The 13574-nt window shown below is 71.8% G+C and carries 10 protein-coding genes; 5 read left to right on the top strand and 5 right to left on the bottom strand.

What is annotated here, in order from left to right; genetic code table 11:
• Positions 1 to 15: 15 nt before the first annotated feature.
• Positions 16 to 786: a DeoR/GlpR family DNA-binding transcription regulator gene (locus MTP10_RS08320; protein WP_310708454.1), complete on the top strand. Its 771-nt coding sequence runs from the start codon at positions 16 to 18 to the stop codon at positions 784 to 786.
• Between the two features lie 116 nt (positions 787 to 902).
• Complete coding sequence (locus MTP10_RS08315; RefSeq protein ID WP_310708453.1) at positions 903 to 2639, top strand: glycerol-3-phosphate dehydrogenase/oxidase; 1737 nt, start codon at positions 903 to 905, stop codon at positions 2637 to 2639.
• Positions 2640 to 2654: 15 nt separating this feature from the next.
• On the opposite strand, the gene MTP10_RS08310 is transcribed toward MTP10_RS08315, so the two are convergent.
• Genes MTP10_RS08310 through MTP10_RS08300 form a run of 3 tightly spaced genes read right to left on the bottom strand, consistent with a single transcriptional unit; the run spans position 2655 to position 6055 of the window.
• Entirely contained in the window at positions 2655 to 4067 is a 1413-nt protein-coding gene (locus MTP10_RS08310; protein ID WP_310708452.1) for a basic amino acid/polyamine antiporter, read from the bottom strand.
• A gap of 5 nt (positions 4068 to 4072) precedes the next feature.
• Positions 4073 to 4738 (bottom strand): MarC family protein, encoded by a 666-nt coding sequence (locus MTP10_RS08305; RefSeq protein WP_310708451.1) that lies wholly within the window; start codon positions 4736 to 4738, stop codon positions 4073 to 4075.
• A gap of 42 nt (positions 4739 to 4780) precedes the next feature.
• Entirely contained in the window at positions 4781 to 6055 is a 1275-nt protein-coding gene (locus MTP10_RS08300) for an arginine deiminase (protein WP_310708450.1), read from the bottom strand.
• Positions 6056 to 6311: 256 nt separating this feature from the next.
• Here MTP10_RS08300 and MTP10_RS08295 point away from each other — a divergent pair, with 256 nt between their 5' ends.
• Both MTP10_RS08295 and MTP10_RS08290 read left to right on the top strand, forming a co-directional pair.
• Positions 6312 to 6620, top strand: a complete 309-nt coding sequence (locus MTP10_RS08295) for a MiAMP1 family antimicrobial peptide (protein ID WP_310708449.1) — start codon at positions 6312 to 6314, stop codon at positions 6618 to 6620.
• Positions 6621 to 6868: 248 nt separating this feature from the next.
• Positions 6869 to 7786: a TIGR03619 family F420-dependent LLM class oxidoreductase gene (locus MTP10_RS08290; protein WP_310708448.1), complete on the top strand. Its 918-nt coding sequence runs from the start codon at positions 6869 to 6871 to the stop codon at positions 7784 to 7786.
• An 8-nt stretch (positions 7787 to 7794) separates the two neighbouring features.
• Here the strand turns inward: MTP10_RS08290 and MTP10_RS08285 are convergent, their stop codons facing one another.
• Both MTP10_RS08285 and MTP10_RS08280 read right to left on the bottom strand, forming a co-directional pair.
• Positions 7795 to 9825, bottom strand: coding sequence for a beta-propeller domain-containing protein (locus MTP10_RS08285; protein WP_310708447.1), 2031 nt, complete (start codon positions 9823 to 9825; stop codon positions 7795 to 7797).
• A 32-nt stretch (positions 9826 to 9857) separates the two neighbouring features.
• Positions 9858 to 11939, bottom strand: coding sequence for a serine/threonine-protein kinase (locus MTP10_RS08280; RefSeq protein WP_310708446.1), 2082 nt, complete (start codon positions 11937 to 11939; stop codon positions 9858 to 9860).
• A gap of 75 nt (positions 11940 to 12014) precedes the next feature.
• Between MTP10_RS08280 and MTP10_RS08275 the strand changes: the two genes are divergently transcribed.
• Entirely contained in the window at positions 12015 to 13553 is a 1539-nt protein-coding gene (locus tag MTP10_RS08275; protein WP_310708445.1) for a succinic semialdehyde dehydrogenase, read from the top strand.
• Positions 13554 to 13574: the final 21 nt, after the last annotated feature.

The raw sequence follows: 13574 nt of genomic DNA, 5'->3' as shown, positions 1-13574 counted from the left end.
CCGGAGGAGGCGCGCGTGTCCCGATACGACCGGTGGAACGCCATTCTTGAGCTGCTCGCTCAGGAGGGCCGCCTGTCCGTCGAGGAGGCCGCCCAGGCGCTCGACGTCTCGGCGGCGACCATCCGGCGCGACTTCGACCAGCTCTCCTTGCAGCAGATGCTCATGCGCACGCGGGGCGGCGCGGTGGCGCAGAGCGTCAGCTACGACCTGCCGCTGCGCTACAAGACCGCCCGGCACGCCGACGCCAAGCACCGCATCGCGGCCGCCGCGGCCTCGCTCGTCTCCGCCGGCGCCGTGGTCGGCATGAACGGCGGCACCACCACCTCCGAGCTGGCCCGCGCGCTGGCCACCAGCACCGCCCTGGAGTCCGGGTTCACGGTCGTCACCAACGCGCTCAACATCGCCGCCGAGCTCACCGTCCGCCGGCACGTCAAGATCGTGGTCACGGGCGGGGTGGCGCGGCCGCAGTCGTACGAGCTGATCGGGCCGCTTGCCTCCGGCGTCCTGGAGCAGGTGACGCTGGACGTGGCCTTCCTCGGCGTCGACGCGATCGACGTCGAGCTCGGGGCCTCGGCCCACCACGAGGGCGAGGCGAGCGTCAATCACCTGCTCATCAGCCGCGCCCAGCAGGTGGTGGCCGTGGCCGACTCCTCGAAGGTCGGCGGCCGGGCGTTCTCCCGGATCTGCGCCATCGGCGAGATCGACACGCTCGTCACCGACGACGGGCTCCCCGACGACCAGGCCGCGCGGCTCACGGACGCGGGCGTCAAGGTCGTCCGCGCCTAGCGCTCCCAGCGGGCGGCCGGTGTGGCGAGGGCAACTTTCCCCGGCGTTACATGCCCGTCGCCCGGCGGGTAGGTATGGGAGCGCAATGGATGCAGGCCGTACACCAGGGAGAGCTAATGACGGCGGGAAGAGGCGTGGCCCGGCTCGGGCCCGCCGAGCGGACGGCGGCGCTCGCCCGGATGAGCGCCGAGGAGCTGGACGTCGTGGTGGTGGGGGGTGGTGTGGTCGGAGCGGGGATCGCGCTCGACGCCGCGACCCGCGGCCTCGACGTGGGAGTGGTGGAGGCGCGTGACTTCGCCTCCGGCACGTCCTCCCGCTCCTCCAAGCTGATCCACGGCGGGCTCCGCTACCTGGAGCAGCTGAATTTCGAGCTCGTCCGCGAGGCGTTGCAGGAGCGCTCCCTGCTGCTCCAGCGCATCGCGCCGCACCTGGTGCGGCCGGTGCCGTTCCTCTTCCCGATGACGCACCTCGGGTGGGAGCGGCCGTACGTGGGGGCCGGGGTCGCGCTCTACGACATGCTCGGCTTCGCCTCCGGGCTCACCCGGGGCGTGCCGGGCCACCGGCACCTGTCCCGGTCCAAGGCGCTGCGGCTCGCGCCCGCGCTGAAGCGCACCTCGTTCACCGGCGCCGTGCAGTACTGGGACGCCCAGGTCGACGACGCCCGCTACGTGATGACCCTGCTGCGCACGGCCGCCGGCTACGGCGCGCACGTCGCGCCGCGGGCCCAGGTCGTCGGGTTCCTGCGCGAGGGGGAGCGGGTCACCGGGGTGCGGGTATGCGACCTGGAGAGCGGCGAGGAGTTCGAGATCCGCGCCCAGCAGGTCGTCAACGCCACCGGCGTGTGGACCGACGACATCCAGGAGCTGGTCGGCGGCCGGGGGCAGATCCATGTCCGCGCCTCCAAGGGCATCCACCTGGTGGTGCCGCGCGACCGCATCCACTCCAGCACCGGGATCATCCTGCGTACCGAGAAGTCGGTGCTGTTCGTCATCCCGTGGGGCCGGCACTGGATCGTCGGGACCACCGACACCGAGTGGACCCTGGACAAGAGCCACCCCGCCGCCTCCCGCGCCGACATCGACTACCTGCTCGACCACGTCAACGCGGTCCTGGCGGTGCCGCTGACCCGCGACGACGTCGAGGGTGTGTACGCGGGGCTGCGCCCCCTGCTGTCGGGCGAGTCCGACGAGACCTCGAAGCTGTCGCGCGAGCACGTCGTCGCCCACCCGGTGCCCGGCCTGGTGATGGTCGCCGGGGGCAAGTACACGACGTACCGGGTCATGGCCAAGGACGCCGTGGACGCCGTCGCGCACGGCCTCGACCAGCGCGTCCCGCGGTCGTGCACCGACCGCATCCCGCTGGCCGGCGCCGAGGGCTACCAGGCTCTGTGGAACTCCCGGCACCGGATCGCCCACGACTCCGGCCTGCACGTGGCCCGCATCGAGCACCTCCTCCAGAGGTACGGCTCGATGATCGACGAGGTGCTGGAGCTGATCCGGGAGGACCGGTCGCTGGCCAGGCCGCTCGACGGCGCCGACGAATACCTGCGCGCGGAGATCGTCTACGCCGCCACCCACGAGGGCGCGCGGCACCTGAACGACGCGCTGACCCGCCGCACCCGCATCTCGATCGAGACGTTCCACCGGGGCAAGGCCGTCGCCCGGGAGGCGGCGGAGCTGATGGCCGGGCCGCTCGGCTGGGACGCGGAGCAGGTCAAGGCGGAGGTCGAGTACTACACCAAGCGGGTGGAGGCCGAGCGGCTCTCCCAGGAGCAGGACACCGACCAGGACGCCGACGCCATCAGGCTGGGCGCGCCGGAGATCGTCCCGGTCGTCTCACCTGAACACCCCTGACGCCCTCCGTGGGACCTAGATGGTGATGAAGCCGGTGGCCAGGCCGATGACGCCCAGGACGGCGCCGACGGCCACCACGGCGAACAGGGTCACCTCGGCGGGGGAGGAGAAGAGGCGTCTGCCGTGCTCGCGGCGGGTGAGGGCGAACAGGATCGTGCCGGGCGCGTAGACGACGCATGACAGCAGCAGGAACTTCAGCCCCGCGGCGAAGATCAGGAACGCCGTGTAGAGGACGGCGAGCGCGGCCACCAGCACCTGCGTGCGAGGGCCGCCCAGCTTGAGCGCGTAGCCGGCGGCGAGCAGGTACGGCACCAGCGCCAGCGCGCTGGTCAGCTTGAGCGTGAAGGTGAACGCGTCCTCCGACAGCAGCGTGACGAGCAGCACGGCGGTGATGAGGGCGCTGGTCAGCACGAGGGCGGCCGACGGGGTGCCGTGGCGGTTCTCGCGCCGCAGGAAGGCGGGCATGTCGTCGTCGCGGGCCGCCACGAACAGCACCTCGGCGGCCATCAGCGTCCAGGCGAGGTAGGCGCCGAGCACCGAGACGACGAGGCCGACGCTGATGAGGACGGCGCCCCAGGGGCCGACGACCGCTTCGAGCACTCCCGCCATGGACGGCTGGCGCAACGCCTCCGTGCGCGCCTTGGGCAGAGCGGCGTAGGACAGGAGCGTGACCGAGGCGAACAGGGCGAGGACGCCGAGGAAGCCGAGCAGCGTGGCCCGGCCCACGTCCTCGCGCCTGCGCGCGTAGCGGGAGTAGACGCTGGCGCCCTCGACGCCGAGGAACACGAAGACGGTGACCAGCATCGTGGCCCTGACCTGGTCGAACAGCGGTCCGTCGCCCCACAGGTTCGCGCTGAACGTGTCCGCCTCGAAGGTGAGCGCGAGGATCGCCACGAACAGCAGGATCGGCACGAGCTTGGCCACGGTCACGATCCTGTTGATCCCGGCGGCCTCCTTGACCCCGCGCATGATGACGAGGTGGAAGCCCCACACGCACACCACGGAGACCGCCACCGCCAGTGGCGTGTTCCCCTCGCCGAAGCCAGGGATGACAGCGCCCAGGGTCGACTTGATCAGCACCCAGTAGGAGACGTTGCCGACGCAGGCGCTGGCCCAGAAGCCGAACGCGGAGAAGAAGCCGGGGAACTCGCCGAATCCCGCCTTCGCGTAGGCGTAGACGCCGGCGTTCAGGTCCGGCTTGCGCACGGCCAGCGACTGGAAGACGAAGGCCAGCATCAGCATGCCCGCACCGGCGACCACCCAGGCGATCACCGCGCCGAACACGCCGGTGGCCTGGGCGAAGTTGCGCGGCAGCGAGAACACGCCGGCGCCCACCATCGAGCCGACGACCATGGCGGTCAGCGTCGGCAGCGACAGTTTCTGGGCAGTCGTCCTGGCGTCCGTCGCTCTGCTGTCGTCGGCGCTCATGGGCTTCAGTGAGCCAGGCGAGCGGTGACGAGGTCGGTGAAGCCGTTGGCGAGCAGGATGACGGCGATCGCGGTCAGCAGGATGCCCGCGACGCGATCCAGGATCATCGCCCCTTTGAGCGAGATGCGCCGCTGGACGTGGCCGGACAGGTAGAGCGTCACCCCCGTGACCACGGCGAAGCACAGGACGGCCAGCGACAGGGCGAGCTTGTCCTGCAGGGTGGTCGCGGCCGCCGACGCGGCGACGCAGAAGGCGAAGGTGGTGCCGCCGACGGTCAGCGGGAAGCTGAGCGGGGTGAACAGGACCGACTTGGGCTCCGGCACCGGCTCGGACGAGGGGGTGGCGCCCGGCTGCCGCTCCTCGTCCAGCCTTTCCAGCTCTTCCACCGCGCCGGCCTGGCCCCGCATCAGCGGAATGGCGGCGTACGCCAGGGCGATGCCGCCGGTGGCCGTCAGCGCCGCGGTGCTGATGCCGAGCAGCTTGAGCAGCGGCTCGCCGATCCACAACGCCGCCAGGACGAAGACGGCGACGTTGACGCCGAGCCCGATCGCGAGCCGGTTGACCTGCTTGTGGGTGTACGGCCGGACGATCGGCAGGTACGAGGCCAGTGCCGCGACCGGGCTGTAGAGCCCGAACAGCGCCAGGAAGAGAATCAGTGCCGGATGGGTCATCGGAGTCCTTACGCCGGGAAGCCGCTGCGGTCGCGAAGGGCTCTAGACCGGGTCACGCAGGATGGGACAGGTCATGCAATGCCCGCCGCCCCGGCCCTTGCCCAGCTCGAAGCCCTCGATCTCGATGACGTCCACGCCGTGCTCGCGCAGCTTCCGGTTGGTGAACTCGTTCTTGTGGTAGCCGACCACGACACCCGGCTCCAGGGCGACGAAGTTGCTGCCGCTGTCCCACTGCTCCCTGGCCCGCTGGTAGTCGTCCCCGCCCGTGGGGATGATGTCGAGCTTGCCGATGCCGAGCGCGTCCTCGAAGGCGGCGGCCAGGTTCGGCTCGCGGTGCACGTCCAGGGTGCCCTCCTTGTCGCCAGGCCGCAGCGAGTAGACGGCGGCGTTCTCGACGACCGGCGGGTACCCCGTGGCCTTGTCCACGTCCAGCAGCGTGAACACGGTGTCGAGGTGCATGTAGGAGCGGTGCGGCGGGATGTTGACCGCGAGCACCCTGGTGGCCGCCCCCGCGGCGAACAGCTCCCCGGCGAGGTGCTCGATCATGATCGGGCTGGTGCGCTCGCTGACGCCGATGGCGACGGTGGCGTTGCCGATGGGCATCATGTCGCCGCCCTCCAGCGAGGCCCGGCCGAAGTCCTCCTCGTCGAAGCCGCCGTCGTCGCCCATCGGCGGATACCAGTACGCGAAGCCGTCGTCGGCGAACATCGGGTGGAAGTGGTAGACGATGCTCTGGTTGATGGTCTCCAGGCGGCGGGCGTGGTAGTAGAGCGGGTTCAGCGAGACCCCGCCGTACAGCCAGGCCGAAGGGTCGCGCTGGTAGAGCGAGTTCGGCAGCGGCGGCAGGATGAACGATCCGATCCGGGCCATGGCGGTGACCAGGGAGCGCGCGTCGAGCCCTTCCCGGCTGGCCCGCGTCTCGGCGACGAACTCGTCCTTGGTGAGCCCGCCGACCAGGTGTTCGGCCAGCTTCTCCCCGCTCCAGGAGGAGAGCTCCGCGCGGATCTCGTCGACGAGCTGCGGGCCGACCGTCAGGTGCGTGACGGTGCGCTCGACGGCGTGCCTCTTCGCCTCGGGAGCGGCTTCCAGCGCCTCGGCGAGCAGCTGCTGGTGGTGGAACACCTCGATGCCGCGACCGCGCATCAGCTCCACGAACGCGTCGTGCTCGACCTGGGCGCGGCTGACCCACAGCACGTCGTCGTAGAGCAGCTCGTCCTTGTTGGCCGGCGTCAGCCGCTTCAGGCTGAGGTCCGGCCGGTGCACGATGACCTGCCGCAACGCGCCCACCTCGGAGTGGACCCCATATCTGGTGCTCACGACGTTCCCCCGTCCAGGTCGACCAACCCGCTTCCTTCCACTACGGATTTGGGGTCAATCGTCGACGGTGAGTGTTTTGTCAAAGGTTGGGGGTGCGGCGATCTCCCTTCGAGGCGCGTCGGCGGGTGCCGGCGCGGTGCCCTGACCTGGGCGTTACCTTCTTGGCGTCGCCGGGGCGTCCCTTGCCTCTTCATTGTGCACACGGTTACCGTATGAATACTCTCCGTGAAGAGAGAGTCGCATCGGGAGGATCATCGTGAAGAGAATCGCCCTCGTCCCCGTCCTCGCGGCCGCCATGGTCGCGATCATGGGCAGCGCCGCCTACGCCTCGCAGTACATCGCCTACGAAGGCCCCGGCTTCACCGGCCGGACGCAGTTCATCGACGCCTGCGGGGTGTCCAACATCGTCTATCACGGGTCCTACAAGTGGTTCGGCGACGGCCAGAGCGGCCGCATGTACAACCAGCCCAACGCGCGGGGCCCGATGCACTTCGAGCTCGCCTCCAACCGCAACGCCGAGCAGCACACCTCCGTCGGCTGGCAGAGCATCTTCATCGTGTGCTGACAATCGGGCGCTGACAATCGGGCGCTGACAATCGTGCGCTGACAATCGTGCGCTGACAATCGTGCGCTGACAATCGTGCGCTGACCCCGCCGCACGCATGGGCGGGCCCTTCGGGGGCACAGGGCGTCCGCCGGGCAACGGCTCGGGGGGCGCCCTGTGCGCATGCGCGTCACGGGCTCCCACGGCATGATCATGGGCGAACGGCCGCAATCCGGCGTCGCGGCCGCCCAGCCCCGAAGGAACGTCTCATGCAGATCGGATTCGCGGTCCCCCAGTACGGCGTCTTCGCCGATCCGGACTTCATCCGGCAGGCCGCCGTGGACCTGGAGGCCATGGGCTACCACAGCCTGTGGGCCGGCGACCGCGTCCTGGTGCCCCTGGAGCCCAGCGACCGGTACCCGGGAGGCGACGGTGAGATCCCCTCGGCGTTCAGGACGTTCTTCGACCCGCTCGCGGCGCTGACCCTGGCAGCCGTCGGCACGCGGGACGTGCGACTCGGGACCAGCGCCCTCAATGCCCTGTGGCAGCCGCCGGTCGTGCTCGCCCGCGCCCTGGCCTCGCTCGACCTGCTCAGCCACGGACGCCTGGACGTGGGGATCGGCCTCGGCTGGCTGCGTGACGAGTACGCCGCCGCCGGGGTGCCGTGGCGGGGCCGGGGGCAGCGGCTTGAGGAGACGCTCGACCTGATGGAGGCCGCCTGGTCGGAGAAGGTGGTGGAGCACGAGGGCCCGCTGTGGCGGGTGCCGCCGTCCCACGTCGACCTGAAGCCGTTCCAGCACCCGCGCCCGCCGATCCTGCTCGCCGGCTTCACCCCGGCGGCCCTGGAGCGGGTCGGCAGGCGGGCCGACGGCTGGCTCGGCGCGGCGATGCCGCCCGCCTACCTGATCTCCCTGTGGGACGTGGCGCTGCGGGCGGCCGAGCGGGCGGGGCGCGACCCGTCCGCCCTGCGCATGGTGGTGCGCGTCAACCCGGAGATCACCCGGGCGCCGGCACCCGCCGAGCGGGTGCCGCGCGCCGGGACCGTATGCCAGATCGGCGACTACGTGCTGAGCCTGGCCGAGCTGGGCGCCCATGAGACGTTCGTGGACGTGCAGCCGACGGCGTCCTCGCGGGAGGAGTTCCTGGACGTGGCGCACGATCTCATCGGGGTCCTGCGGGCGGGGTGACGGGTCGGTCAGCCGAACGGGATCCAGGACCGCCGCGCCAGCGAGGCGGCGTCGTTGACCTGGACACCGGTGTCGGAGAGCGTCCAGATGGCGTCGCCGATGACCATCGAGCGCTGGATCCCCGGCTGGTAGACGATGTCCGACTGCCGCTTCCTCGGGTGCTCGATCATGCCCACCCGGGTGATCGCGGAGTCGGTGATCCTCAGGACCACCGCGCCGTTCCGCTCGGCGTCCTGCCCGTACGTGTTGAGCGGGAGGACCGCCATGCCGGTCTTGGGCCAGTACAGGAACGCGTGCGGGTCCCACTCGGCCTCCGAGCCGGAGTCCTTCTGGAAGAGCTGCGACAGGCGGCGCGGGGCGGCCGGGTCGCCGACGTCGAACAGCGACACCTGTGTGCCCAGCGTCCGGCCCTTGTCGCTGGCCTCCTGCCCGATGCCGATGAGCCGGCCGTCGCCGGCCGGGTGCAGGTACGCCGAGTAGCCGGTGATCTTCAGCTCGCCGGTCACCTTCGGCGCCGCCGGGTCGCGCAGGTCGAGCGTGTAGAGCGGGTCCACCTGCTTGAACGTCACGCAGTAGCCGACCGGGCCGATGAAGCGGACCGAGTAGATCCGCTCGTCCTTGCCGAGGCCGCCGACCCGGCCCGTCTCGGCCATGTCGGACGTCCTGAGCACGTGGACGCCGCTGACGCTGCTCTCGCCGTCGCCGGAGGTCACGGTGGTGGCCACCCGCAGGTGGCCGTCGTACTCGGACAGGCTGTACTGGTTCAGCAGCCGGCCCGGCACCTTGCCCGACGAAGCGTAGACCGGAGCGCCGGGACGCCCGATGTCGAAGCGGTGCACCTCGGTCTCCTCCGGGGGGACCACCGGGGTGCGGGCGGGAGCCGGGGTCACGCTCACGGTGGGTTCGGTGGGGGTGGGCTCGGTGGGCGGCGCAGTGGGGGTGGGTTCGGTGGGGGTGGGCTCGTCGGCGGGGGCCTGGGCGGTGCCGCTCGGCGGGTCCGGCACCGGCGCCGCGTCCTCCATGACCGCCGGGTCGACGGGCCACCAGCGCGGGTTGCTCGCCACGTACAGGCTCTGACCGGTGCCGTACACGATGTCGCCGTCCGCCGCCAGGGCGATCGGGTCGGTGCCCGCGTCGGTCACCCCCTGGGCCAGGTCGATGGTGTGGACGGCCAGCAGCGAGGCGCCGGTGTAGTCGGCGGGGTGGCTGACCCGCTCGCACGGCACGCTCAGCTCGCGCTTGGCGCCGGAGGCGTCGGTGATCTCCACCTTGGGCAGCCACGCCTCGATCGGCGCCCGCCGCACCGCCTCCTGGTTGAGCCTGCGCCGGTCCTTGTCCGTGGCGTCGTCCTTGGGCTGCGGCAGCTGGATGTCCGGCTCGCTGCGGGTGACGAGACGGACGACCGAGCCGACCATCCGCGCGTCCACGTACCGCCCGCGCGGCCTGATCGTGGACAGCACCTTCGGCTGGCCGGCCAGGTCGACGAGGACGTATCTGGTGTCGCTGGTCATGGGCCGGATCGACTTGAACATGATGTCGCCGCCGCGCAGCAGCACCAGCGCCCGGTCGCCGGACATGAGCAGGTCGGCGGGCACGAAGCCGGGCTCGTCGCCGCCGGTCAGCTTCAGCGTGGCCGTGACCTTCCGCGTCGCGGCGTCGATGACCCGCAGGACGCCCCCGGTGACCGTGACGACCCTGGCGCCGTCGGTCTTGACCAGGTCGGGCTCGTCCACACCCGCCTCGTGGGTGTTGGTGGTGGAGTGCTCCAGCGTGATCGTCGACTTGGCCTCGGGAACGGCCGTCGCGGTGTCGCGCCGCGCCATCAGCATGGGGCCGCCGAAGCCCCACGGCCCGACGTTGCGCGCGGCGTGCTCACGCAGGCCGGCCAGCATGTCGTCGCAGCCGTTGTACGCCACCAGGCGCACGGCCCCGAGCCGCTGCCTGGCGGGGGCCGTGCCGCCGGGCTGCGTGGCGGTGCAGGCGGCGGTGGCCGTGACGAGGGCGAGGGCGGCCGTCGCCGTACGGGTCAGGGTCTTCATGACCACCATCACGGATGGCCGAACCCGATGGTTCAGTCGCCCTTGACGGGGTTGACGGTGAAGACCGGGCTGAAATCCAGATTGTCGGGGACTTCCAGCAGCTTGCGCACCAGCCGCCCGTCGAACCCGACCACCTGGATCTGGTCGGTGGAGGCGTTGTCCTGCTCCCAGCAGTACAGGTGCGTCTCGTCGTACCAGCCGAGCACCTTGTCGCAGTCGGAGGTGAACTGCCGCACGCGCTTGCCGGTGTCGGAGTCCCACACGCAGTGGTCGCCGTCGTCGCCGCCGGGGCAGTTCGTCACGAACGTCTTGCCCGACGGGGAGAAGAGGTCCTGCGTGCCGGACGCGAGCGAGCCGACACCCGGCACGTCGCGGACGGTCCTGCCGGCGGCGTCGTAGAACCGCAGTCCCTTGCCGGAGCCGTAGAGGTTGACCACACCCCGCTGGCCGGGGTCCCAGCCGAACCCGGTGTCGGGCGGGGCGGCGCCGCCGGGCAGCCGCACCACGCCGGCCTTGGCCTCGGCCACGTCCACCAGGACGAACCCCGGGTACACCCAGTCCTCCTTGCCGCGCGTGTCCTTGGTCTCCTTCTCGATGTTGAGCAGCAGCTTGGAGCCGTCGCGGGACCACGACCGGATGCTGCTGATCAGCGGCTTGCGGACGGTCTTGACCGTGGACGTCGCGCCCGTGCCGCGGTCGGTGACGATGACCGAGTCGTAGCCGTCGGCGGTGTACTTGCGGCCGCGCGTGGCGATGCGGCGGCCGTCGGGGGAGACCAGCGTCTCCCAGTTGCCGGCGTACTTCTTGAACCCGCCGCGCAGCGACTGCCGGGCGTAGTCCACCCAGTCGTCGGAGCGCTTGTCGTAGACCTCGTACGAGGTGAGCGTGACCGGGTCGGTCGGCAGCTCGTACAGGTCGATGGTGCCGCCCGGCAGCCTCTTCCTGACGGGGGTCGGCGTGGGCCCGGTGGTGGGCGTGCGGCCGGTGGCGGTGGGGGTCGTCGTGGCGCGGGACGAGGCCGTCGTCGTCTTACGCTGCGTCACGACCAGCGCGACGCAGGTCAGCAGGAGCAGCGTGACGGCCGCGGTCGCGCCGACGATCACCGGAGCGCGGCTCCTGCGGCGCGGGGGTAAGCCGGTGGACATCGGTATGGGCCCCGGCACGGGTCCCGACGGCGGGCCCTGCGGGGGCGGCGCCCACGGCGGCGGAGGCTGCTGGAAGGGGGCCTGAGCCGCGGGCGGGCCCGGCTGCTGTCGGAAGGGCGGCGCGGGCGGGCCCGGCTGCCGGAAGGGGGCCGCGGGCTGGCCCGGCTGCTGGATGAGCCGCATGAGCACCTGCTCGGCCGTCGGCCGCCGCGCTGGGTCCTTGTCCAGGCAGGCGGCCACCAGCTCATGCAGCGGGCCGTCCAGGACGCCGAGGTCGGGCGGGTTGTTGAGCACCCGGTTGATGACGGCCGGCATCGTGTCGCTGCCGAACGGCGCCCGGCCGGACGCCGCGTACACCATCGTGCCGGCCCACGAGAACATGTCCGCGGACGCCCCGACCGGGTGGCCGAGGATCTGCTCGGGCGGCATGTACGACGGCGTGCCCACCGGCATGCCGCTGATCGTGGAGGTGGCGTCGAGGGCGCGGGCGATGCCGAAGTCGATGACGCGCGGCCCGTCGGCGCCGAGGATGACGTTGGCCGGCTTGACGTCGCGGTGGACGATGCCCGCCTGGTGGATGGCCGCCAGCGCGGTGGCCGTGCCGATCGCCAGCCGGTGCAGGGACGCCCCGGCGCGCGGTCCCTCCTCCTGGACGATCCGCTGGAGCGACGGCCCCTCGATGAACTCGCTGATGATGTACGGCCGCTCCTGCTCGACGCCCGAGCCGAGGACGGCCGCGGTGCAGAAGGGCGCGATCTGCTGGGCCACCTGCGCCTCGCGCAGGAACCGCTCGACGCTCACCCGGTCGGCCGCCAGGTCGTGGCGCAGCCACTTGACGGCCAGCGGCGTGCCGGAGGCGTCCCTGGCCAGGTAGACGACGCCCTGGCCGCCCTCGCCGAGCCTGCCGGCGAGCTCCAGGCCCGCCAGGCGTCGCGGATCGCCGGGCCTGAGCGGAGCGATGGATGGCATGAGGGGATTGTGGCCCGTAGCCGCGCATCCACAAAAACTACCGGTCGGTAGCAGTTCCGGAATATCCTTCTGACCATGCACGTGACAACGCCCGAGCGCGTGACCACGGTCCACGTGACGTCCAGCGGGGAGACGCGGGAGATCAGCACCCCGTTCACCGGCGAGCCGCTGGCCCGGCTGCCCCTCTCCAGTGCCGACGACGTCGCCCGCGCCCACGCCCGGGCTCGCGCGGCCCAGGCCGAGTGGGCCGCCCGGCCGGTCGCCGAGCGCGTGCGCCCGTTCCTGCGGCTGCACGACGCGATCCTCGACCGGCGCTCCGACATCCTCGACATCGTGCAGGACGAGACGGGCAAGGCCCGCAAGCACGCCTTCGAGGAGGTGCTGGACGTCGCGGGCTGCGCGCTCTACTACGCGCGGCGCGCCCCGCGCCTGCTCGCGCCGCGCCGCCGGCAGGGCGTCTTCCCCGTGGCCACCCGGGTGAGCGAGCTGCGCTCCCCGAAGGGCGTGGTGGCGCTCGTCTCGCCGTGGAACTACCCGCTCTCGCTCGGCGTCACCGACGCCGTGCCGGCCCTGCTGGCGGGCAACGCGATCGTGCACAAGCCCGACACGCAGACCGCGCTGTCCACGCTGTGGACCATCGAGCTGCTGGCCGAGCTGGGCATGCCGCGCGAGATCTGGCAGGTGGTGCTGGGCGAGCCCGCCGAGATCGGCGAGGCGCTGCTCGACGGCGCCGACTACGTGGCCTTCACCGGCTCCACCCGCGGCGGCCGGAAGATCGCCGAGGAGGCGGCCAAGCGGCTCATCGGCTGCTCGCTGGAGCTCGGCGGCAAGAACCCGATGCTGGTGCTCGACGACGCCGACCTCGACCTCGCCGTCCAGGGCGCCGTCCGCGCCTGCTTCACCAACGCCGGCCAGCTCTGCCTGTCGGTCGAGCGGCTGTACGTCCACGCGAGCGTGTTCGACGCCTTCGCCGAGCGGTTCGCCGCCCAGGCGCGCGGCCTCCGCCTGGCCGCCGGGCACGACTGGTCCGCCGAGATGGGCTCGCTCACGTCCGGGCGGCAGCTCGACACGGTCACGGCGCACGTGGAGGACGCGCTGGCCAAGGGCGCCACCCTGCTCGCCGGCGGCAGGGCCAGGCCGGACATCGGACCGCTGTTCTACGAGCCGACCGTCCTCACGGGCGTCACCGAGGACATGGCGCTGTGCCGCGACGAGACGTTCGGCCCGGTCGTCGCCCTCCACCCGTTCACCTCCGACGACGAGGCCGTCGCGCTCGCCAACGACACCGTCTACGGGCTCAACGCCTCCGTCTGGACCTCCGACCCGGCTCGCGGCCGCGCGATCGCCGCCCGTCTCCGGGCCGGCACGGTCAACGTCAACGAGGGGTACGGCGCCGCGTACGCCTCCTACGACGCCCCGATGGGCGGCATGAAGGCGTCCGGTCTCGGCCGCAGGCACGGCGCCGAGGGCCTGCTGCGCTACACCGAGGCGCAGACCGTGGCCGCGCAGGCGCCGTGGCTGGGGTTCGAGCCGCCGGGCGGCATGCCGTACGAGAAGTGGGCGGGCGTGCTGGCGACCACGCTCAAGACCATGCGCAGGCTGCGGCTCAAGTGAGAACGGGGGGAATATCCCGTC

The organism is Nonomuraea sp. 3-1Str (assembly GCF_031570565.1).
Taxonomy (GTDB): Bacteria; Actinomycetota; Actinomycetes; order Streptosporangiales; family Streptosporangiaceae; genus Nonomuraea.
Note: the sequence above shows the minus strand (reverse complement) of the source record. Positions and strands in the feature narration are given on the sequence as shown.

Coding starts and splice junctions, on each gene's coding strand:
- MTP10_RS08275 (WP_310708445.1), top strand. CDS start 12,015: ATGCACGTGACAACGCCCGAGCGCGTGACCACGGTCCACGTGACGTCC.
- MTP10_RS08315 (WP_310708453.1), top strand. CDS start 903: ATGACGGCGGGAAGAGGCGTGGCCCGGCTCGGGCCCGCCGAGCGGACG.
- MTP10_RS08290 (WP_310708448.1), top strand. CDS start 6,869: ATGCAGATCGGATTCGCGGTCCCCCAGTACGGCGTCTTCGCCGATCCG.
- MTP10_RS08280 (WP_310708446.1), bottom strand. CDS start 11,939: ATGCCATCCATCGCTCCGCTCAGGCCCGGCGATCCGCGACGCCTGGCG.
- MTP10_RS08305 (WP_310708451.1), bottom strand. CDS start 4,738: ATGACCCATCCGGCACTGATTCTCTTCCTGGCGCTGTTCGGGCTCTAC.
- MTP10_RS08285 (WP_310708447.1), bottom strand. CDS start 9,825: ATGAAGACCCTGACCCGTACGGCGACGGCCGCCCTCGCCCTCGTCACG.
- MTP10_RS08310 (WP_310708452.1), bottom strand. CDS start 4,067: ATGAGCGCCGACGACAGCAGAGCGACGGACGCCAGGACGACTGCCCAG.